Raw genomic sequence first — 19,049 nt, forward strand, 5'->3', positions numbered from 1 at the left:
TGCGATCCTCGACCTGCCGAACCGGCCGGCCACTGCGGGTGCCCCTGTCGCGATCGCCGTGATCGGCTGTGCTAGCGGGGTTCTTCGGGGTATCAGAGTATTCGCTTGTGAAGGCGTGCACAAATCGCGATCTTGATCGATCGCGGCAATCGTTCACCGGACCCTCCGTTCGCATGATCCCCGCACGCGGCGGAACGGGCACGGTTTCGCGATTATCGCCCCATTCCGACTTCTCCGACCGCCCGCGTCGGACACCCGACGGCGCGGCGACGACGTGGTCGACGGCACGTGGCAGGGAGAGCCCTACCGTGAAGAGGCCGGTCGGCAGGATGGGGGTGAGCGGTGCGCATGAATAGCGTCGACGACATGACCACCGCAACCGCGACGGGCACGCCGACCGCGGACGACGAGCAGCACCGCCGGGTGCCGGCTGTGCTGGCCTACCTGCGCAGCTGACCCGCCAGTGCGACCGCCTCGGTCAGGGTGTCGGCCACCGGGCGGCCGGAGGCGCGCAGGCGCTCGGCGTCGGTGAAGCCGCCGGTGTAGAGCACGCAGGTCGCCCCGACGGACTCGGCCGCGTCCGCGTCATCGATGGAGTCGCCGATCAGCACCGCGGACCGGCCGTCGATGCCGAGTTCGGCGAGGTGCCGCGCGAGGTGGTCCGCTTTCGGGCCGCCGCCGACCGCGGCGCGCAGCCCGTCGACGCGCCGGAACGACGTGGTCAGCCCGTACGTCTCGACGGCCGGCAGCAGCTCCTCGTGGAACCACATCGACAGCAGCGACTGGGTGCCCTGCCACGACTCGATCGCGCTCTTCGCGTCGTCGGCCAGCTCGCACGTGGTGAGCCCGCTGCGGTACGCGTCGTGGAAGATCGTGTCCAGCCGGCCGAACTCCTCGGCGTCGACCGCCCGCCCCAGCACCTCGGCGTAGTAGGCGGAGATCGGGCGGCGGAACTGGACCCGATGCTCCTCGGCGGTCACGGTCGGGCCGGCGACGCTGGCGAACGCCGCGTTCGTCGCGGAGACGACCAGGTGCAGGTCGTTGAGGAGCGTGCCGTTCCAGTCCCAGACGAGGTGCGTAGGTGCCGATGCCACCGGAGCACCATACGACCCCGTCAGCGCGGCCCGCGCCGCAGGTCGCGCAGGAGCCGCTCCTCCTCGACCCGCCAGTAGCCGTGTTCCCTGCCGTCGAGGATCACCACCGGCAGCCGGTCGCCGTACTCGCGCTCCAGCTCCAGGTCACCCGTCACGTCCCGCTCGACCCAGCGCTCGCCGGTGGCGGCCGTCACCCGGTCCATCGCCTCCTTGGCGTCGTCGCACAGGTGGCATCCCGGCCGCGTGATCAGGGTCAGCCGCGCCTCACTCACCGGCACCGCCCTCCTCCGCTCGTGCCGCGCCGGTTCCCGCGGAGGGCGCCGACCCCAACAGTTTCTTCCGTACCTTGCCGATCGCCGAGTGGGGCAGCGTGTCGACGAACTCGACGGAAGACGGGCACTTGAAGCGTGCCAGATTGTGCGCGCAGTGCCGGGACAGTTCGGCGGCGTCGACCTCGCTGCCCGGAGTCCGCACCACGTAGACCTTGACCGCCTGACCGGTCCGCGGGTCGGGCACCCCGATCGCCGCGGCCTCCGCGACGCCGGGGTGTGACCGGAGCACCTGCTCGATCTCGCGTGGGTAGACGTTGAACCCGTTGACGAGGATCAGCTCCCCCAGCCGGTCGACGAGGAACAGGTCCCCGTCCGCGTCGGCGTATCCGACGTCCCCGGTGGCCCACCAGCCCTCGGCGTCGGGCCCGCCCCGACCGTCCGGCCAGTAGCCGGAGAACAGGTTCGGCCCCCGGACCACGATCTCGCCGGGGTCCGTGCCGTCGGAGGCCACGTCGAGGTCCCAGCCCTCCTCCTCCGGCTGGGCGCCCGCCGCTCCGTCGCGCCACAGCAGCTCGCCGTCGGCCGCGACGAGCCGGAGCTCGACCCCGGGGATCGGCCGGCCGATGGAGCCGGGCTTGACCCGGGGAGCGGCCAGCGTGGAGGTGAGCACCGGCGCCGTCTCGGTCAGGCCGTACCCGACGTGGACCGGCGCCCCGGTGAGCTCGGCGAAGCGCAGCGCGCTGGCGGGCTCGAGCGGGGCGGCGCCGGAGACCGCGAACCGCAGCGGGCCCGGCGGGGACGACGGCAGCGTCGACCACGCGGTGAACATCGACGGCACTCCGATCACGACGGTGACCTGGTGCCGAACGACGGCGGCCATGGTCTCAACCGGGTCGAACCGGTCGATCAGCACCCCGCAGGCGCCGTGGTACGCGACCGCGCCGAGCCCGGTGTTGAGGCCGTACGCGTGGAAGAGCGGGAGCGCGAGCAGCAGCCGGTCGTCGCGCCCGACCACGGGCGGCCGGAGGCCGGCCAGCTGCGCGTGGTTGGCCAGCAGGGCGCGGTGCGACAGCATCGCGCCCTTCGGCCAGCCCTCGGTGCCCGAGGTGTAGAGCAGGACGGCGAGATCCGCGACGTCGGTCACGGCCGCGGGCCGCGGCGGGCCGCCGGGCAGCGTGGGCAGCTCGGTGTGTACGGCGTGCAGCCCGGGCAGCTCGGCCCGGAGCCCGGCGACGGCATCACGGACCTGTTCGGTGCAGATCAGCTGCGCCGCGCCGGAGTCGGCCAGCACATGGCGCAGCTCCCGCGCGGTGAGTTCGGGGTTGACCGGCACCGCCACGAGGCCGGCCCGCAGCGTGGCGAAGAACGCGACCGCGAGGTCGGGCGAGTTGGGCAGCGCGATCGCGATCCGCGGCGCGGGGGCGGCGCCGGGCGGGGCCAGCTGGCCGAGCGCGTGCGCGACCTCGTCGACCCGGGCGTCGAGCTCCCCCCAGGTGACGGTCCGGTCGCGCCAGATCAGGGCCGGCCGATGGGCGCCGGTCGCGGCGGCACGGCGTACCCGCTCGGCGAGGTTGCCGGCGAAGGCGTCGAAATCGGCAGCGGTGGGGGGTTCCTGCACGATCGATGAGTCTGGCACAGTCGGCGCCCCGACTCAGCCCTCGCGGCGGGCCACGACGGCCTCCCGGCGCTCGGGAGGCGGTCATCGCGCGGCCCCGACGCGCCGAACGGTTGAGCACCACGCCCGTTCCGCCGCCGCGAGCTGCCGGGATGCGTCGATCGCGCCGTTTAGTAGCCGACGCCGGACAGGGTGTGCGACATCAAAGGTTGCTTTAAGGAAATGATTCAGCTCTGTGTAACGGACTCCACACGCGTGGGTGACGTTGGCCCTATCATCACGAGGGTCGGCGCGCCCGTTTTGCTGTGAGTCGACACCCCTCAGCCCGAGGAGGCCGCTGTGCCCGTCCAGACACTGCACCAGCACCTCAAGGGTGGGTGTCGCCTTGTGGCGCTCCCCGCCGCGGTGGCGGTGGGGCGCGACCGGGCGAGGGCCCACTCCCACAGCGACGGTGCCGGGTCGCGGGGCCCGGCCGCGCTCGCCGGCGGGCGAGCGGAGGAGGGTCAGTGACCGCGTACGCATACGGCGGCGAACTCGCCAGCCGCGAGGTGCAGTCAGCACGCACCGCGCTCAACGACGGCCTGCAGGTCCTGCGCGGGTCGATGAACGAGATGCTGAGCCTGGCCGTCCGGGGCGACGGGAGCAGCAAGCGCATCCGGAACCGGCCGCACCTGAACGAGGCGCCCACCCGGCACGTGCCGCCGGGGAGCAATGCGAAGTCGGGACGCGTCGCGGCGCCGACCCGGCCGACGATGCCGGTCCAGCCCGGACCGAAGCAGGCCCCGAACGGCGGCAGCGGGCACGCACCCGCGGAGACGGACACGGCGGTGCTGCCGGCCGTCCCCGCGACCGAGGAGTCGAGCGGCTCCGGCGGCTCCCCCGGCGGCTACCCGAGCCGTCCACACCCGTCGGACCCGGCGACCGAGGTCTGGACGCTGGTGGAACGCGCGCAGGCCGGCGAGGCCGAGGCGTTCGGCCTGATCTACGACCGCTATGTGGACACCGTCTTCCGGTTCGTCTACTTCCGGGTCGGGAACCGGCAACTGGCCGAGGACCTCACGTCCGACACCTTCCTGCGCGCACTGAAGCGGATCGGCAGCTTCACGTGGCAGGGACGCGACCTCGGCGCCTGGCTGGTGACGATCGCGCGGAACCTGGTGGCGGACCACTTCAAGTCGGGTCGGTACCGACTGGAGGTTACTACGGGTGATGTTCTAGATGCGGACCGCGAGGACCGGGGGCCCGAGGGCAGCCCGGAGGCGGCGGTGCTCGACCACATCACCAACGTGGCCCTGCTCTCCGCGGTGAAGCAGCTCAACCCGGAGCAGCAGGAGTGCATCGTGCTCCGCTTCCTGCAAGGGTTCTCGGTCGCCGAGACCGCGCAGGCGATGGGGAAGAACGAGGGGGCGATCAAGGCCCTGCAGTACCGGGCGGTGCGCGCGCTGGCGCGCCTTCTACCCGATGGGTTTCAATCGTGAGTGGACCGGGTATCGCCGGGGCGCCGCTCACTCTTCGTAGTTATTTTGCCGATCCACCCGTAACCGGTCCCGCGCATCACCCGTTTGTTGGGATGCGACCGCCGGCGGCCCCGGGATTTCCGCAGCCCAGGGCGGACCGGGCAGCTGCCTCGGGTCCGACCACGCCGGGTCGGACCGGGTCACGGTCGCATCGGCCGGCGAGCACGCCGGCCGCATAGTCGTGACCAGCGAAGGGAGGTGTCCGCAGTGAACACGCTCATCTTCTACCGCCGACGCGCCGAGCGCCTCGCGCAGCTTCTCGACGAAGCCGACGGGGGCCGACGGCACCACGTGCGCGACCGCGTCGACGAGGATCTTGCCGAGCTTGTGGCCGTCGGGCACCGCATCACCGCACTCCAGCCGTCGATCGACGCCCGACCCGAGCCCGACTTCCGCGCCGGGTTGCGGGCGATGCTGATCGCCACGGCCGAACGCGACGGCATCGGGGTCACCGCGGGTCCCGACGCCGCGGCGGACGGCGACGCCGGCCGTGAGCCGCGACGGATCCGTCCCGCGCTCGCCGCGCAGCGGGCGCGTGCCCGGGGTGCGATCGTCGTCGGCGTCGTGGCGGGCGCCGTCGCGGTCTCCGGCATGTCCGCCGCCAGCGAGAACGCCGTGCCCGGCGACGCGCTGTACGGCGTGAAGCGCTCAACCGAACGGGCCCAGCTGGCGCTCGCCGGCTCGGATCTGTCCCGCGGGCAGCTCTCGCTGGACTTCGCCCGCACCCGGCTCGGCGAGGCCGGCACGGTGCGTGGCGGCAGCGGCTTCAGCACCGTACTCGACGACATGGACGCCGACACCCGGCAGGGTGTGAAGCTGATGACCACCTCCGCGGCGCAGCGCAAGGACGCGGCCGCCCTGGACGCGATCCGCGCGTTCGTCGTCGAGCAGCGCCCGGCCGTCGCGACCCTGGTCGCCACGACGACCGGCGGCAACCGGCACCGCGCACAGCAATCGCTCGCGCTGCTCGACGCGGTCGACCAGCGCGCCGACTCGCTGCGCCGCGCGCTCCCGTGCGGTCCGGACGGCTCGCCCGGCGCCGACGCCCTCGGACCGCTGCCGCACAGTTGCGTCACCGCGTCCGCGCCGTCGTACGCGGAGCCGCCGCACTGGCAGACCCCGGCATCGCCGCCGTCCGTGGAACGGACGACGGCGCCGGCGACTCCGGGCAGCCCGACGCCGGACAGCGACGCCGGCACGCCGAGCCCCACCCCCAGCGCGACCCCGGCGCCGGCCGGCACCGATGAGGGCCTCTTCGGCGGACTCGGCCGGCTGCTGGAGGGGATCCTCGACTGAGCAACGCGCCGCCCGGGGGCTTCCGACATCGCGTCGGAGGCCCCCGACACGCATCCGCGTGGCACAACACGGGTGATCGGGGGGTGCGCCGGATACCCTCGCGGGAGGCGGAATGGCGCTGTTCGAGCGGAGGGAGGTCGGGGCGTGGCCCGTACCCGTAAGGTGACCGTCAGCACGGACGCGCACGGTCACACCGCCGGCTGGGCCGCGACCGAGCTGGAGGAGGCGCTGGCCGTCCCGCCGGATCTCGGGGCCGCCGCGTTCTTCGACGTGGACAACACGATGATGCAGGGCGCCTCCATCTACTGGTTCGCCCGCGGCCTCGCCGCCCGCAAGTACTTCACCACCGGCGACCTGGCGCGCTTTGCCTGGCAGCAGATGCGGTTCCGGTTGCTCGCCACCGAGCACGCCGGCGACATGTCGCAGGCAAAGGAGGCCGCGCTGGCCTTTGTGGAGGGCTGGCGGGTCGACGACGTCGAGCGCCTCAGCGAAGAGATCTTCGATGAGCTGATGGCGCCCCGGATCTGGTCCGGCACGCGGGCGCTCGCACAGCTGCATCTCGATGCCGGGCAGCGCGTCTGGCTGGTCAGCGCCGCGCCGGTCGAGATCGGCCGGGTCATCGCGCAACGGCTCGGGCTGACCGGGGCGATCGGCACGGTCGCGGAGGTCGCCGACGGCGCCTACACCGGTCGGCTCGTCGGCGAACTCATGCACGGGCCCGCCAAGGCCGATGCGATCACCCAGCTCGCCGACGTCGAAGGGCTGGAGCTGAGCCGCTGCACCGCGTACAGCGACTCCTCCAACGACATCCCGATGCTCTCGGCGGTCGGGCACGCGGTCGCGGTGAACCCGGACAGCGCCCTGCGCCGCGAGGCACGCGAGCGCGGCTGGGGCGTCCGCGACTTCCGCACCGGGCGCAAGGCGGCGAGGATCGCGGTGCCGTCGACGGCCGCCGCCGGCCTCGTGGTCGGCGCGGTCACCGCCGGGCTGGCGCTGCGTCGCAGACGGCGGCTGGTTCGGTGACGGCGCCGGCGGGCGGCCCGGGTCCGGGCGGAACCCGCGCGGAGGCCGGCCCGCGCCGTGGCCGAGGGTGGACGACCGTCGGCCTCGTCGCCGCGCTGGCCGCCGCCGCCGCGCTGCTCGGCCTCCCGACGGAGACCCCGCAGCGGCCCGCCGCGCCGGGGCTGGTCACCCTCGCCGGCACCTGGCCGGACGCGAAGCCGACCGAGATTCCCGGTGTGCTGCCGGACGGTCCCGGCTACGCCCCGCTGTTCTTCCTCGACGCGCACGCCTCGCTGGGCACCGCACCCAGCGCGGACGGGCGACAGCTCCGGCTCGTGCTGCGGGCCGCCGACGGTCAGGTGCGCGAGCTGCGCCGGCTGCCCGCCGCCGCCTCCCCACAGTACGTGGGCTTCGTGCTGGCGGGCGATGACGTGGCGTGGGCGGAATCCGTCGCGGACGGGGCCGGGCTGGGCCGGACCGAGATCTGGGCGGCCGACCTCCGGACCGGGGCCCCGCCGCGCCGCGTCACCGCCGACACCGGTGACGTCGTCTTCTTCAACTCCCAGTACGACATCGTCGCTGCCGACGGCCGCCTGCACTGGATGTCCGTGCCGCGCGACACGCAGGGCGAGACGGAGATCCGGTCCGTGGCGCTGAGCGGGGGTCCGGTGACGGCCCGCACGGAGCCCGGCCAGTGGGCGCTGTCGGCGTGGCCGTGGCTGGTCAGCGCGGGCAGCGGCCAGACCGGGCCGGTGCAGTTGCGCGACGTCGACGGCGAGCAGGTGGTCAGGGTGAAGGCGGCGCCGACCGAGCTGCTGACCTGCAGCCCGGTCTGGTGCCGCGTGCTCGTCCTCTCCGGTGAGGACGGGCCCGCACGGCTCGACCTGATGCGTCCGGACGGGTCCGAGCGGCAACGCGTGGCGGGCGGCACCGCGACCGCGTCGGTGATGGACGTCGCGCTGCTCGACCGTTTCGAGGTGCTGTCGTTGGTCAACTCGCAGACGGCGGTGACGTCCAAGCAGCAGCTGGTGCTCTACGACATCCAGCGGAAGCGGACGGTGGTGGTGGCCGACGGCGTGGGCAGCGTGCTCACCCGGGCCGGGCTGCTGTGGTGGTCGACGGGCGACAACGAGACGACCAGCTGGCACGCGCTGGACCTGCGCACGCTCGACTGAGCGCCCGGGCCGCGCCTCAGGGGGCGAACGGGTCGGGGCGACGCTCCAGGAGCCGGTGGAGCGCCTGCTGGATCGTTTCCCGGACCTGGTCGGAGAGGTTGAACACGACCATCGGGTCGTCCGCGTGCTCCATCATGTCGGCGGTCGGGATGGGCGGGCAGAACTCGATCATCCACTTGCTCGGCAGCGGCACCATCCCCAGCGGCCCGAGCCACGGGAATGTGGGCGTGACCGGGAAGTACGGCAGCCCGAGCAGCCGCGCCAGCGGCTTGATGTCCGCGAGCATCGGATAGATCTCCTCGGCGCCGACGATCGCCGCCGGGATGATCGGGGTGCCCGTGCGCAGCGCCGCCGAGACGAAACCGCCGCGGCCGAAGCGCTGCAGCTTGTAGCGCTGCGAGTAGTGCTTGCCGACGCCCTTGAAGCCCTCGGGGAAGACGCCGACCAGATCGCCGCCGCGCAGCAGCCGCTCCGCGTCCGGGTTGCAGGCGACCGTGCCCCCGGACTTGCGCGCCAGCTCGGAGACGAACGGCATCCGGAACACCAGGTCCGCGCCGAGCAGCCGCAGGTGACGGCCCTCGGGGTGCCGGTCGTGCAGCGCCGCGGAGAGCATGAGCGCGTCCAGCGCGACGGTGCCGGAGTGGTTGCCGACGACCAGGCCCGCCCCGGTGGTCGGCACGTTGTCGATCCCGAAGACCTCGGTGCGGAACCACTCGCGGTAGAGCAGCCGGAGCACCGGATGGAACACGTGGTCGTTCAGGTCGGGGTCGAAGCCGAACTCGTCGACCTCGTAGTCGCCGCTGAGGCGACGGCGCAGGAACGCCAGACCCGAGGCGACCCGACGGTCCCAGACGTCAGCGGGCTGATCGGCCACGGCGGGTGGCGGCGACCCGGTGGGCCGCTGCCCGTTGCGCGGCGCGGCGTCGGCGTCCGGGGCACCGGGCACGGGTGGGGGCAGCACGACCCGCTTGCCGTTGATGCCGGCCGGGCCGCCGGGCGAGACCCTACTGTCGCGGCCACGCCGCGGTGCGCGCCGATCGCTCATGATCGCTCCTCGACAGCGGCCCGCACCCGACGAATGCCGTCCAGGATCGCCGCCTCGGCGGCCGCGAGCTGCTCGGCGCGCACGACCCGGCCGCCGGCGTGTCCGCGGATGAAGTCGTCGAAGGCGGCGGCGGTGGAGCGCGGGGTGAAGTCGTACTCCTCGATCAGCCGGGTGGTGTCGACCACCCGGCCGTGCACGAACAGGTCGACCTGATCGAGGCCGTAGCGTCCGAAGCCGAGGCTCCGGGCGAACCCGGCCGCGGCCGACAGCCCGGGCTCGACGACCGGCACACCGACCCGGCCGGCCCGCCGGATGGCCTGGGACAGCGTGAGCACGCCGGCGCCGGCGACGTTGAAGGTGCCGGGGTGCTCCCCGGTCACCGAGCGGTGCAGCACCTCCAACGCGTCGTCCACGTGTACGAACTGCAACCGCGGGTCGCGCCCGAGCACGGTCGGGACGGCGGGTTGCGCGAAGTACCGGGTCAACGTGGTGTCGATCGTCGAGCCGATGAACGGCGCGAAGCGCAGCACGGTCGCGGTCACGTCGGGGCGACGGCGACGGAACCCGCGGACGTAGCCCTCGATGTCGAGGATGTCCCGGGCGAAACCGCCCCGCGGCACCTCGCGCGGCTCGGTCTCCTCGGTGAAGACCGCGGGATCGCGGAAGGAGGCGCCGTACGCGGCGGTCGAGGAGCGGACCACCAGCTTGCGCACCCGCGGCGCCTGCTGACAGGCCGCGAGCAGCTGCATCGTGCCGATGACGTTCTGCTCCTTCATCGCCGCCCGGCCGCCGTGCTGCGGGTCGGGCGCGGTGAGGACCGCCAGGTGCACGACGGCCTCGGCGTGCAGGTCGGCGATGATCGTGCCCGCCGCGCCAGCCTCGGCGCGGACGCGCTCGACGCGGTCGAGCAGGGCCGCCAGCTCGGGCGACGGGTCGACCGCGTCGACGCCGACGACCCGCGCGATTCGCGGGTCGTCGGCCAGCCGGGCGGCGACCCGCGCGCCGAGCGGGCGGCTGATGCCGGTGACGACGACGGTCCCCGGAACTTCCGGGGACCGGTCGACGGTCAACGTGTCCTCCGGACGGACCGGCCTGGACCGGGGCGGTGGAGCCGCGATCTCATCTGGGCCTCCGGAGGTCGACGGGGAGCCGGCGTTACCCGGGCCGGGTCAGGACCCGGCCGCGGTCACTTGCCGAGACGGCGACGCTGGACGCGGGTCTTGCGCAGCAGCTTGCGGTGCTTCTTCTTGGCCATACGCTTGCGGCGCTTCTTGACCACAGAGCCCATACGACAGCCCTTTCAACGAACGTGCGGGTCGGGCCGGAAGTCGCGGTGAGGCGACGCCGGCAACCGATCTGGACAGCGGACCGGACCCGCATGGGGGGCGTGGGACGACCCGGGGCGTGGTCACGGTCGGGCTCCAGGGTAGCCCGACGGCCTCATCAGCACCAACGCGGCCCCATGGACATGAGTCACCACGCCTGCCCGCGACCCGCGACGGCGGCGCCGTCGGCGTGGCGATCGTCACGCGGACTCCTGGAACGCCCCCCGTAGGTATTCGTGCACCGCGTGCTCCGGCACCCGGAAGGACCGCCCCACCCGCACGGCGGTGAGCTCACCGGAGTGCACGAGGCGGTAGACGGTCATCTTCGACACCCGCATCACCGTCGCCACCTCGGCGACGGTGAGGAACTTGACCTCCGACAGCCGGCCATCGGACTGTGGTGATCCGGTCATGGCTCACCGATCCATCCCATCCCCGGCGCGTGCCGCCCGGCGGGGATGCTCCGCGCCGGGGCGGGCAACGCGCGTGTAACTGGAACGGTAGCGGTGCCGCTGTGACCGCCGCGACGGCTTCGGCTACTTGATCATGATCAGTGAAGCGGGGCGGCGACGCGGATCGCGGCGCCCGGCGGCCCGGCGGCACCACCGGGCCCACCGGACGGGTGCCCCGAGCCGCTTACGGACGCGGACCGGGACTCCGCGCTGGGAGCACGCCCACTATGTCAGGCGCACACCGAGCGCCGGCCACGGCGGTCCCCGCCGGCTACCCCGCCGCTGCCCGCAGGTACGCGACGCAGTCGTCCTGCAGCGTCGGCCACTCCTCGCCGAACACCTGCCGAGCGGCCGCCTCCGGGGTCGCACCGTCGTGCACCACCGCCGCGAAGAAGGCGAGCAGCTGCCGCTCGCCGAACCGGTCGACCAGGTGGCGCACCGCGAGATAGCCGATCGCGTACCGGGCCGTGACGTCCCAGTCGTCGGCCGCCGCAGCCGCCTCGGCCGTCTCCAGCCGGCCGTTCCACGCGTCCGACTGCAGCAGCCGGCGCAGCTCGGGCAGGCCGTCGTACTGGCGCACCGGCCGGCCACCCGCGCCGGCCAGCTCGGCCATCCCCTCGACCAGCCACCAGTTGCCGCCGTCGCGGTAGCCCTGATCGGGCAGCGAGGCCGCGTGCGTCAGCTCGTGCCGCAGCAGATCGCCCAGCACCGTGCTGTGCAGCCGGCCGCCGTTGAGCACCACCTCGTAGTGGCCGCCCCCGACCGCCACCGCGTAGCCGGCCGTCCACGACGGCCGCCCGCCGCCGTACCACCGGCGCCACTCCGCGGCCCCCGCGTAGAAGACGCGGTAACGATCCGGGCGCGCCTCGCCCACCGCGTACCGGTCCGCGACCACCGCCGCCGCCTCCGCCTCGGCCAGCAGCCCGGGCAGCAGCTTCCGGTGCGCGGGCGTCGTCGCCACCAGCGCCCGCCTGCCGACCGCCACGACCAGGTCGCTGACCGCCCACGGGCGCGGCCCCTCGCGCGCCGACAGCGACGACTCGACCGCGACCATGCGCAGCCGCCCCGCCGCGTCGCGCCAGCGGCTCTCCATCACCACGGGGCCGGTACGGCAGGAGGCGACCACGAAACAGTGCTGGTAGCTGACCCGGACCCGCCACTCGACGCCGCCGGCCACCCGGATCGGGACCGTGTCCACGCGCGGCTGCCAGGCGGTCACCCGCAGGGCGCGCAGCGCCCGGAACTGCCGCTTCAGCGCGCCCGCCGCGGGCGAGGCCGGGTCCGCGACCGCGACGAAGCCACGCTCATCACCGCGGAGCAGGGCGGCGGCCTGCTGCTGGAGGAGCTCGGCGATCCGCTCCCGCAGCCACGCCTGCGCCACCGGAGTCGGGTCGCCGGGCCGCGGGCTGCGCGCGGGGGGCGGGGTGGACCGGGCCGCCGCGCCCGCGGCGTCGGGCAACCGATCGACGTACTTCGCCGCCAACCCCACCGGCAACACACAGGCGAGCAGCGTCAACGCCAGGCCGAGGCCGAGCCAGAGCGGCCACCGTCGGCCGCTCGGACGGTCGCTTCCCGGGTCGGTCACCGCCGGAGGTTATGGCGAACCGAACGGCGGCGGAATCCGCCGTTCAGCCGGACGCGGTTACGATCTGGAGGTCAATGCGCGGGCGAAGAACGCCACGTTCGCCGGACGTTCCGCCAACCGGCGCATGAGGTAGCCGTACCACTGGCCGCCGTACGGGACGTAGACGCGCACCGTGTAGCCCTCGCCGGCCAACCGGGCGTGCTCGTCGGGCCGGACGCCGTACAGCATCTGGAACTCGAACTCCTCCGGCGCCCGGTCGAACCACCGCGCGCGGTCCGCCCCGATCGTGATCAGTCGCGGGTCGTGGGTGGCGAGCATCGGGTATCCCTCGCCGGACATCAGGATGTTCATGCACCGGACGTACGACTTGTCGACCTCCAGCGCCGACTGGTACGCCACCGACTCCGGCTCCGAGTACGCCCCCTTGCACAGCCGCACCCGCGAACCCGCGGTGGCCAGCTCCCGGCAGTCCGCCTCGGTGCGCCGCAGGTACGCCTGCAGCACCGCCCCGGTGTTCGGGAAGTCGGTCCGCAGCTTGGTGAGGATGTCCAGGGTGGAGTCGGTGGTGGTGTGGTCCTCCATGTCGAGGGTCAAAGTCGTGCCGGCCTCGCTCGCGGCCACGCAGATCGACCGCGCGTGCTCGTAGGCGAGCTGCTCGTCGAATTTCTGCCCCAGCGCCGAGAGCTTGACGCTCACGTCGGCGCCGGCCGCCAGGTTGGCGGCGGAGAGCGCGGTGAGCAGTTCCAGGTAGGCGTCCCGGATCTCGACGGCCTGCTCGGGGATGACGGTGTCCTCGCCGAGGTAGTCGAGGGTGACGGCCAGGCCGCCGGCGGCGAGCTCACGGGTGGCGCGCAGCGCGTCGTCGGTGGTGGTGCCGGGGACGAACCGGCGTACCACGTCCCGGCTGAACGGGGCCGTCGCGACGACCCGCTCGACCCGGGACGAGCGGGAGGCGGCGAGAATGACCGATCGGAGCATGTGCCGAGCGTAGCGCCCACCGACCCCGCGGGCTGCGGGCACCGGCTGCCGCCCTACGCCCTGTTCCTACCGCACTACACGAATCCCCAACCTCCCCCGCGAATCGTCTACCGTTGTCGGGTGAACTTCGATGCGTACGCGCGGACCGCGGTCGAACTCGTCAACGCTCCGCTGGAGGAGATCGAGGACCTGAAGGCGCTGTTCAGCGACGACAACAGCTGGATGCGCGAGGAGATCACCGACCGCGACGTGGCCATCTTCCGGCGCGCGCAGAAACGACTGAGGGACGTGTTCGAGTACGGCACGTCCGGACGCGACGGCGACGCGGTGAACGAGCTGAACGCCCTGCTGGAGAGCTTCCCGGTGCAGCCGCGCATCTCGGGGCACGACGCCAGCGACTGGCACATGCATGTGACCAGCCGCGGCGCCTCGGTGGCCGCCGAGTACCTGGCCGGCGCGGTCTGGGGCCTGTCGGTGTGGCTCTGCGAGTACGGCAGCGCCCGATTCGGCGTCTGCGCCGACGACCGCTGCGGCAACGTCTACCTGGACACGTCGTCCAACTGCTGCCGCCGCTTCTGCTCGGAGCGCTGCGCGACGCGTTCCCACGTGGCCGCGCACCGCGCCCGCAAGCGCGCGGCGGAGGAGCAGCTCACCCCGGTCTCCTGAACGGCCGGGCCGCCAACGCCGGGGCGGGCCGGAACGCCGGGATGCGACGGCACGCGGGCGCGCACCGGCAGCTAGCGGACCGGGGCGGGGGCGGCCAGGTGCTCGCGGGCGAACTCCAGCGAGGCCCGCAGGTCCGCCTCCCGGACGGCGCGGCTCTTCGCGCCCCTGGTCGCGACCTCGACCGCGACCGCGCCGGTGAAGCCGCGGGCCGCGAGCGAGGCGAGCAGCTCGGCGCAGGGCTGCGTGCCCCGCCCGGGCACCAGGTGCTCGTCGCGCCCCTCGCCGGTGCCGTCGCCGAGATGCACGTGCGCCAACTGCGCGCCCATCGCGTCGGCCATCTCCAGCGCGTCGCTGCGGGACGCCGCGCAGTGCGACAGGTCGAGGGTGTACGCGTCGTAGCCGGTGTCGGTGGGGTTCCAGCCCGGCACGTACGGCACGAACTGGCGGCCCGCCATCCGCACCGGGTACATGTTCTCCACAGCGAACCGCACGTCGGGGTGGTGGCCGGCGAGCCGGCCCAGCCCGGTGGCGAACGAGCGCGCGTAGTCGCGCTGCCAGGTGAAGGGTGGGTGGACGACGACCGTGGGCGCGCCGAGCGTCTCCGCGAGGACGGCGGAGCGGCGCAGCCGCTCCCACGGGTCGGGGCTCCACACCCGCTGGGTGACCAGCAGGCACGGCGCGTGAACCGACAGGACCGGCACCCCGTAGTGCTCGGCGAGGCCGCGCAGCGCCCCCGCGTCCTGGCTCACCGGGTCAGTCCAGACCATCACCTCGACGCCGTCGTAACCGAGCGTCGCCGCCATCTCGAAGGTCGCCGCCGTCGGCTCGGGGAAGACCGACGAACTGGAAAGCAGGACCGGGGCTCGGGCAGTCACGTGTGCCAGGGTAGCCCGGCCGCCGAAACGGCACAGGGATAGAACATCTCAAACGAACCATAACTGCGGGTCGGCTCACACCGGATCGAGATGGTCGAGTCGCCGCAGAATCACCCCTTCGCGCAGCGCCCACGGGCAGATCTCCAGCTCCTCGACGTCGAGCCGCCGCATGGCGGCCTCGGCCACCACCGCGCCCGCGAGCAACTGGTCCGCCCGCCGCGGGCTCACCCCCTCCAGCTCGGCGAGCTGAGCCGGCGGGATGTGCCGGATGAACCCGAGCACCTGCCGCAGCCCGGTGGCCGACAGCGTGCGTCGCACCCACAGCCCGGCGCGCGACGGCGCCGCCCCGGCGAGGCGGGCGAGCGTGCGGAACGTCTTCGAGGTGGCGACCGGCCGGTCCCAGCCCACCCCGACGGCCTTCTCCACCACCGGGTCGAGCAGCGCGTCGACGTACTCCCGCAGCTCCTCCACCGCCGCCGCCGGCGGCGGCCCGTCGGGGTTCCCGGGCGCCGCGTCCCGCAGCCGGCGGGTCAACCGGCCGGCGCCGAGCGGCAGCGAGAGCGCGACATCCGGCTCCTCGTCGAGGCCGGCCGCGATCTCCAGCGAGCCGCCGCCGATGTCCAGCGTGAGCAACCGCCCCGCCGACCAGCCGAACCACCGCCGCACGGCGAGGAACGTCAGCCGCGCCTCGTCCGCGCCGGAGAGCACCTGCAGCTCCACGCCGGTCTCGGCGCGGACCCGCGCGAGCACCTCGGCCGAGTTGGTGGCGTCGCGGACGGCCGAGGTGGCGAACGCGATCACGTCCGCCGTCTCCAGCCGCTCCGCCGCGGCGCGGACGGCGGCCACCGCCTCCACCAGCGCGTCGGCGCCGGCGTCGCTCAGCTCGCCGTTCGGACCGATCCGCTCCGCCAGCCGCAGCACCGCCTTCTCGGAGTGCGCCGGCCACGGGTGCGCGCCGTGATGCGCGTCCACCACGAGCAGGTGCACGGTGTTGGAGCCGACGTCGAGCACACCCAGTCGCATGGGCAAGACCCTAGGGCCAACCGGGCCGAGCTGCGCGTTGACGGGCCGGCCGGTGGGATGCGGCGTACGCTGGCCCAGTGGTGAGCCGTGACGAGCTACGCGTACTGGTCGAAGACCCCGATGAACCCCGCAGTCGGGAAGTTCCTCTCGATTTCCCCCGCGAGTGGATCGAGTTCACCGACCCGGCGGACACCAAACACCTGATCCGGGCCGACCTGACCTGGTTGCTCTCCCGCTGGACCTGCGTCTTCGGCAAGGCCTGCCACGGGATCATCGCCGGCCGCGCCGGCGACGGCTGCTGCTCGCACGGCGCCTTCTTCACCGACTCCGACGACGAGCAGCGGGTGAAGTCGGCCGCCAAGCGGTTGACCCCGCAGACCTGGCAGCACTACCGGCGTGGGTTCAAGAACTACACGGAGATGGACACCATCGACGGGAAGACCCCGGCCCGGCGCACCGCCACCCAGGCCGACGGCGGGCCCTGCGTCTTCCTGAACGACGCCGACTTCCCGGGCGGCGGCGGGTGCGCCCTGCACGCCCAGGCGCTGCGCGACGGCGTGCACCCGCTGGAGTACAAGCCGGACGTCTGCTGGCAGCTGCCGGTCCGCCGCGACCAGGAGTGGAGCAAGCGGCCGGACGGGACCAAGGTGCTGATCTCGACGCTGACCGAGTTCGACCGGCGCGGTTGGGGCGCCGGCGGACACGACCTGCACTGGTGGTGCACCTCGTCGCCGGAGGCGCACGTGGGGCGCGAGGCGATGTACCTGTCGTACGAGCCGGAGCTGACCGCCCTGGTCGGCAAGGCGGCGTACGCGAAGCTCGCCGAGCTGTGCGCGGCGCGGGCCCGGCGCGGGCTGGTGGCTCCGCATCCGGCGACGCCGCGCCGTAACCCGCCGACCGCGCGGGGCGGGCGCGAGCCGGCCAGCCCCCGGCAGCCGTGAGCGGCTACGGCTCGAACTTGTAGCCCAGGCCGCGCACGGTGACGATGTGCCGCGGCGCCGACGGCTCGGGCTCGACCTTTGACCGCAGCCGCTTGACGTGCACGTCCAGCGTCTTCGTGTCGCCCACGTAGTCGGCGCCCCAGACCCGGTCGATCAACTGGCCGCGGGTGAGCACCCGACCCGCGTTGCGCAGCAGGAGCTCCAACAGCTCGAACTCCTTCAGCGGCAGCTGCACCGCGTCGCCGGCCACGGTCACCACGTGCCGCTCCACGTCCATCCGCACCGGGCCGGCCGCGAGCGTCGCCGCGCTGTCCTCCGGCGGTTCGGCGGTCTGCCGGCGCAGCACCGCGCGGATCCGGGCGACCAGCTCCCGCGGCGAGTACGGCTTCGTCACGTAGTCGTCGGCCCCGATCTCCAGGCCCACGACCTTGTCGATCTCACTGTCCCGGGCGGTGACCATGATGATGGGCACCCGGGACCGCTGCCGCAGCTCGCGGCAGACCTCGGTGCCGGACATCTCCGGCAGCATCAGGTCGAGCAGCACGATGTCCGCCCCGGTCCGGTCGAACTCGGTGAGCGCCTGCGTGCCGGTCGCCGCGACCGACACCTCGAAGCCCTCTTTCCGGAGCATGTAGGAGAGGGCATCGGAGAACGACTCCTCATCCTCGACCACGAGCACACGGGCCAACTGATATTTCCTTCCCTCTGTCCGACCCCGGTCAGGGTTGCCGGAGTTCGGCCGGACCGGCTTCGATCTCATCCGACGTCGATGGCGGCAGGGCGGCGTCCACCGGGACGGCAGGCAACCGCAGGGTGAACGTCGAGCCCCCACCCAGGGTGCTCGCCACATCCACCCGACCGCCATGGTTGGTGGCGATGTGTTTGACGATCGCCAACCCCAGCCCGGTCCCGCCGGTCGTCCGCGAGCGCGCCTGGTCCGCCCGGTAGAACCGCTCGAAGATCCGCTCCACGTCGTCGGGGGCGATCCCGATGCCCTGGTCGGTGACCGCGATGGTGACGTACCGCTCGTCGCGCCCGGTCGCCAGGGTGACCCGCGTCCCGACCGCCGAGTAGGTGATCGCGTTCGCCACCAGATTCGCCACCGCCGTCGCGATCTGGTTGTCGTTGCCGTAGACGGTCAGCCCGCGCGGCCCCTCGACCGCGATCTCGATCTCGCCCGCGGTCGCCGCCGTGCGGGTGCGGTCGATGACCTCGGCCACCACCCAGTCGACGGAGACCGGCTCCGGGGCGGGCAGCGGCTCCGCGCCCTGCAACCGGCTCAGCTCCAGCAGCTCGGTGACGAGCCGCCCGAGCCGGTTGGACTCGTGGTGGATCCGCTCGGCGAAGCGCCGGGCGGCCGCCACGTCCTCGGAGAGCTCCGTCACCTCGGTCTCCGGACGCGTCGCGTCCAGCAGCGCCTCCGCGAGCAGCTGCAGCGCGCCGATCGGCGTCTTGAGCTCGTGGCTGACGTTGGCCACGAAGTCGCGGCGGACCCGCGCCACCCGGTGCGCCTCGGTCACGTCCGCGGCTTCGACCGCGACGTAGTCGGCGCCGAGTCCGACCGCCCGCAGGTGCACCCCGAGCGGGTCCTGCGGGCCGCCCTCGCGGCCGCGCGGCAGGTCGAGCTCGACCTCGCGCCGCACGCCCGTCCGACGCACCTGGCCCGCGAGGGTACGGACGATCGGGTGCGCCACGAGCGTCCCGGGCCGGCCGGCGGAGCGCAGCAGTCCCATCGCCCGGGCGGCCGGGTTGACCAGCACGGGTTCGTCGTCCTTGTCGAGCACCACGACACCCACCCGCAGCGAGTCGAGACTCCTGCGTCCCAGCCCGGCGAGCGGGCCCTGCTGCTCTCGCGTGATCGCGCCTCTCCCGTCGCCCCGATGACGTACCGCCGGTCGGTCGCTCGCGTCCGCCGCCGGGTCGGCGCCCCGCAGGAGCAGCCGCGTCGCGGCGACGGTGGCGAGCACACCCCCGAATGCACCTCCGGCAACGCCGGTCACGACCGCCCAATCCACGTGGTGATCGTAGGGTCGTTGTTAACCCGACGATCGCTCATAACAGGACGAAAGAGACCGGGATCCAGGAAAGTTCACCGCTCGGTCCGATGCCGTTCACCGCAGTTCACCTTCACGCAGTCCGGCGACCCTACGGTAGGCAGCGCACCTGCTCACCCGCGGTCGCCGTACGC

General features: G+C 73.4%; 19 protein-coding genes and 1 pseudogene. 7 read left to right on the top strand and 13 right to left on the bottom strand.

Features of this window, described 5'->3' with window-relative positions:
* Window positions 1-440 precede the first annotated feature (440 nt).
* Genes BLW47_RS02700 through BLW47_RS02710 form a run of 3 tightly spaced genes read right to left on the bottom strand, consistent with a single transcriptional unit; the run spans window position 441 to window position 2,984 of the window.
* Complete coding sequence (locus BLW47_RS02700) at window positions 441-1,094, bottom strand: HAD family hydrolase (protein ID WP_091550919.1); 654 nt, start codon at window positions 1,092-1,094, stop codon at window positions 441-443.
* Window positions 1,095-1,114: 20 nt separating this feature from the next.
* Window positions 1,115-1,366 carry a glutaredoxin family protein gene (locus BLW47_RS02705; RefSeq protein WP_091552424.1) on the bottom strand — a complete coding sequence of 84 codons (252 nt, stop codon included), beginning with the start codon at window positions 1,364-1,366 and terminating at the stop codon, window positions 1,115-1,117.
* Window positions 1,359-2,984, bottom strand: a complete 1,626-nt coding sequence (locus tag BLW47_RS02710; RefSeq protein ID WP_245736296.1) for an AMP-binding protein — start codon at window positions 2,982-2,984, stop codon at window positions 1,359-1,361. The genes BLW47_RS02705 and BLW47_RS02710 overlap by 8 nt, the downstream gene beginning before the upstream one ends.
* Window positions 2,985-3,320: 336 nt before the next feature.
* Here BLW47_RS02710 and BLW47_RS25020 point away from each other — a divergent pair, with 336 nt between their 5' ends.
* The 5 genes and pseudogenes from BLW47_RS25020 to BLW47_RS02730 all read left to right on the top strand — a co-directional run bounded on the left by BLW47_RS25020 (window position 3,321) and on the right by BLW47_RS02730 (window position 7,971).
* Complete coding sequence (locus BLW47_RS25020) at window positions 3,321-3,491, top strand: hypothetical protein (RefSeq protein ID WP_175543474.1); 171 nt, start codon at window positions 3,321-3,323, stop codon at window positions 3,489-3,491.
* A gap of 101 nt (window positions 3,492-3,592) precedes the next feature.
* Entirely contained in the window at window positions 3,593-4,459 is an 867-nt protein-coding gene (locus BLW47_RS02715) for an ECF subfamily RNA polymerase sigma factor, BldN family (protein WP_425435337.1), read from the top strand.
* A 246-nt stretch (window positions 4,460-4,705) separates the two neighbouring features.
* Window positions 4,706-5,569, top strand: a pseudogene (locus tag BLW47_RS02720) (DUF5667 domain-containing protein); the annotation flags it as partial.
* A gap of 297 nt (window positions 5,570-5,866) precedes the next feature.
* Window positions 5,867-6,817: an HAD family hydrolase gene (locus BLW47_RS02725; protein WP_175543475.1), complete on the top strand. Its 951-nt coding sequence runs from the start codon at window positions 5,867-5,869 to the stop codon at window positions 6,815-6,817.
* Window positions 6,814-7,971, top strand: coding sequence for a TolB-like translocation protein (locus BLW47_RS02730; RefSeq protein ID WP_091550925.1), 1,158 nt, complete (start codon window positions 6,814-6,816; stop codon window positions 7,969-7,971). Before BLW47_RS02725 ends, BLW47_RS02730 begins: the two co-directional genes overlap by 4 nt.
* Window positions 7,972-7,987: 16 nt before the next feature.
* On the opposite strand, the gene BLW47_RS02735 is transcribed toward BLW47_RS02730, so the two are convergent.
* The 6 genes from BLW47_RS02735 to BLW47_RS02760 all read right to left on the bottom strand — a co-directional run bounded on the left by BLW47_RS02735 (window position 7,988) and on the right by BLW47_RS02760 (window position 13,356).
* Entirely contained in the window at window positions 7,988-9,016 is a 1,029-nt protein-coding gene (locus BLW47_RS02735; RefSeq protein ID WP_091550926.1) for a lysophospholipid acyltransferase family protein, read from the bottom strand.
* Window positions 9,013-10,086 (bottom strand): NAD-dependent epimerase/dehydratase family protein, encoded by a 1,074-nt coding sequence (locus BLW47_RS02740; RefSeq protein WP_091550928.1) that lies wholly within the window; start codon window positions 10,084-10,086, stop codon window positions 9,013-9,015. The genes BLW47_RS02735 and BLW47_RS02740 overlap by 4 nt, the downstream gene beginning before the upstream one ends.
* Window positions 10,087-10,202: 116 nt before the next feature.
* Entirely contained in the window at window positions 10,203-10,304 is a 102-nt protein-coding gene (locus tag BLW47_RS02745; protein ID WP_007465623.1) for a 30S ribosomal protein bS22, read from the bottom strand.
* 237 nt (window positions 10,305-10,541) lie between these two features.
* Window positions 10,542-10,754 (bottom strand): helix-turn-helix domain-containing protein, encoded by a 213-nt coding sequence (locus BLW47_RS02750; protein WP_091550929.1) that lies wholly within the window; start codon window positions 10,752-10,754, stop codon window positions 10,542-10,544.
* Window positions 10,755-11,064: 310 nt separating this feature from the next.
* Window positions 11,065-12,378, bottom strand: coding sequence for a hypothetical protein (locus BLW47_RS02755; protein WP_091550930.1), 1,314 nt, complete (start codon window positions 12,376-12,378; stop codon window positions 11,065-11,067).
* 57 nt (window positions 12,379-12,435) lie between these two features.
* Window positions 12,436-13,356: a proline dehydrogenase family protein gene (locus BLW47_RS02760; protein ID WP_091550932.1), complete on the bottom strand. Its 921-nt coding sequence runs from the start codon at window positions 13,354-13,356 to the stop codon at window positions 12,436-12,438.
* Window positions 13,357-13,476: 120 nt separating this feature from the next.
* Here BLW47_RS02760 and BLW47_RS02765 point away from each other — a divergent pair, with 120 nt between their 5' ends.
* Complete coding sequence (locus BLW47_RS02765) at window positions 13,477-14,022, top strand: CGNR zinc finger domain-containing protein (RefSeq protein WP_091550934.1); 546 nt, start codon at window positions 13,477-13,479, stop codon at window positions 14,020-14,022.
* A gap of 71 nt (window positions 14,023-14,093) precedes the next feature.
* On the opposite strand, the gene BLW47_RS02770 is transcribed toward BLW47_RS02765, so the two are convergent.
* On the bottom strand, window positions 14,094-14,897 hold the full coding sequence (locus tag BLW47_RS02770; RefSeq protein ID WP_175543476.1) for a sugar phosphate isomerase/epimerase family protein: 804 nt from the start codon (window positions 14,895-14,897) through the stop codon (window positions 14,094-14,096).
* A 75-nt stretch (window positions 14,898-14,972) separates the two neighbouring features.
* A complete protein-coding gene (locus BLW47_RS02775; RefSeq protein ID WP_091550938.1) occupies window positions 14,973-15,920 on the bottom strand; it encodes a Ppx/GppA phosphatase family protein in 948 nt (315 codons plus the stop codon).
* Window positions 15,921-15,997: 77 nt separating this feature from the next.
* Between BLW47_RS02775 and BLW47_RS02780 the strand changes: the two genes are divergently transcribed.
* Window positions 15,998-16,861, top strand: coding sequence for a DUF3109 family protein (locus BLW47_RS02780; RefSeq protein ID WP_091550940.1), 864 nt, complete (start codon window positions 15,998-16,000; stop codon window positions 16,859-16,861).
* A 4-nt stretch (window positions 16,862-16,865) separates the two neighbouring features.
* On the opposite strand, the gene BLW47_RS02785 is transcribed toward BLW47_RS02780, so the two are convergent.
* Window positions 16,866-17,549, bottom strand: a complete 684-nt coding sequence (locus tag BLW47_RS02785; RefSeq protein ID WP_091550942.1) for a response regulator transcription factor — start codon at window positions 17,547-17,549, stop codon at window positions 16,866-16,868.
* Window positions 17,550-17,580: 31 nt separating this feature from the next.
* Window positions 17,581-18,801: a sensor histidine kinase gene (locus BLW47_RS02790; protein WP_425435338.1), complete on the bottom strand. Its 1,221-nt coding sequence runs from the start codon at window positions 18,799-18,801 to the stop codon at window positions 17,581-17,583.
* Between the last annotated feature and the right edge of the window lie 248 nt (window positions 18,802-19,049).

It is taken from the genome of Micromonospora pattaloongensis (assembly GCF_900107255.1).
Taxonomy (GTDB): Bacteria; Actinomycetota; Actinomycetes; order Mycobacteriales; family Micromonosporaceae; genus Micromonospora_I; species Micromonospora_I pattaloongensis.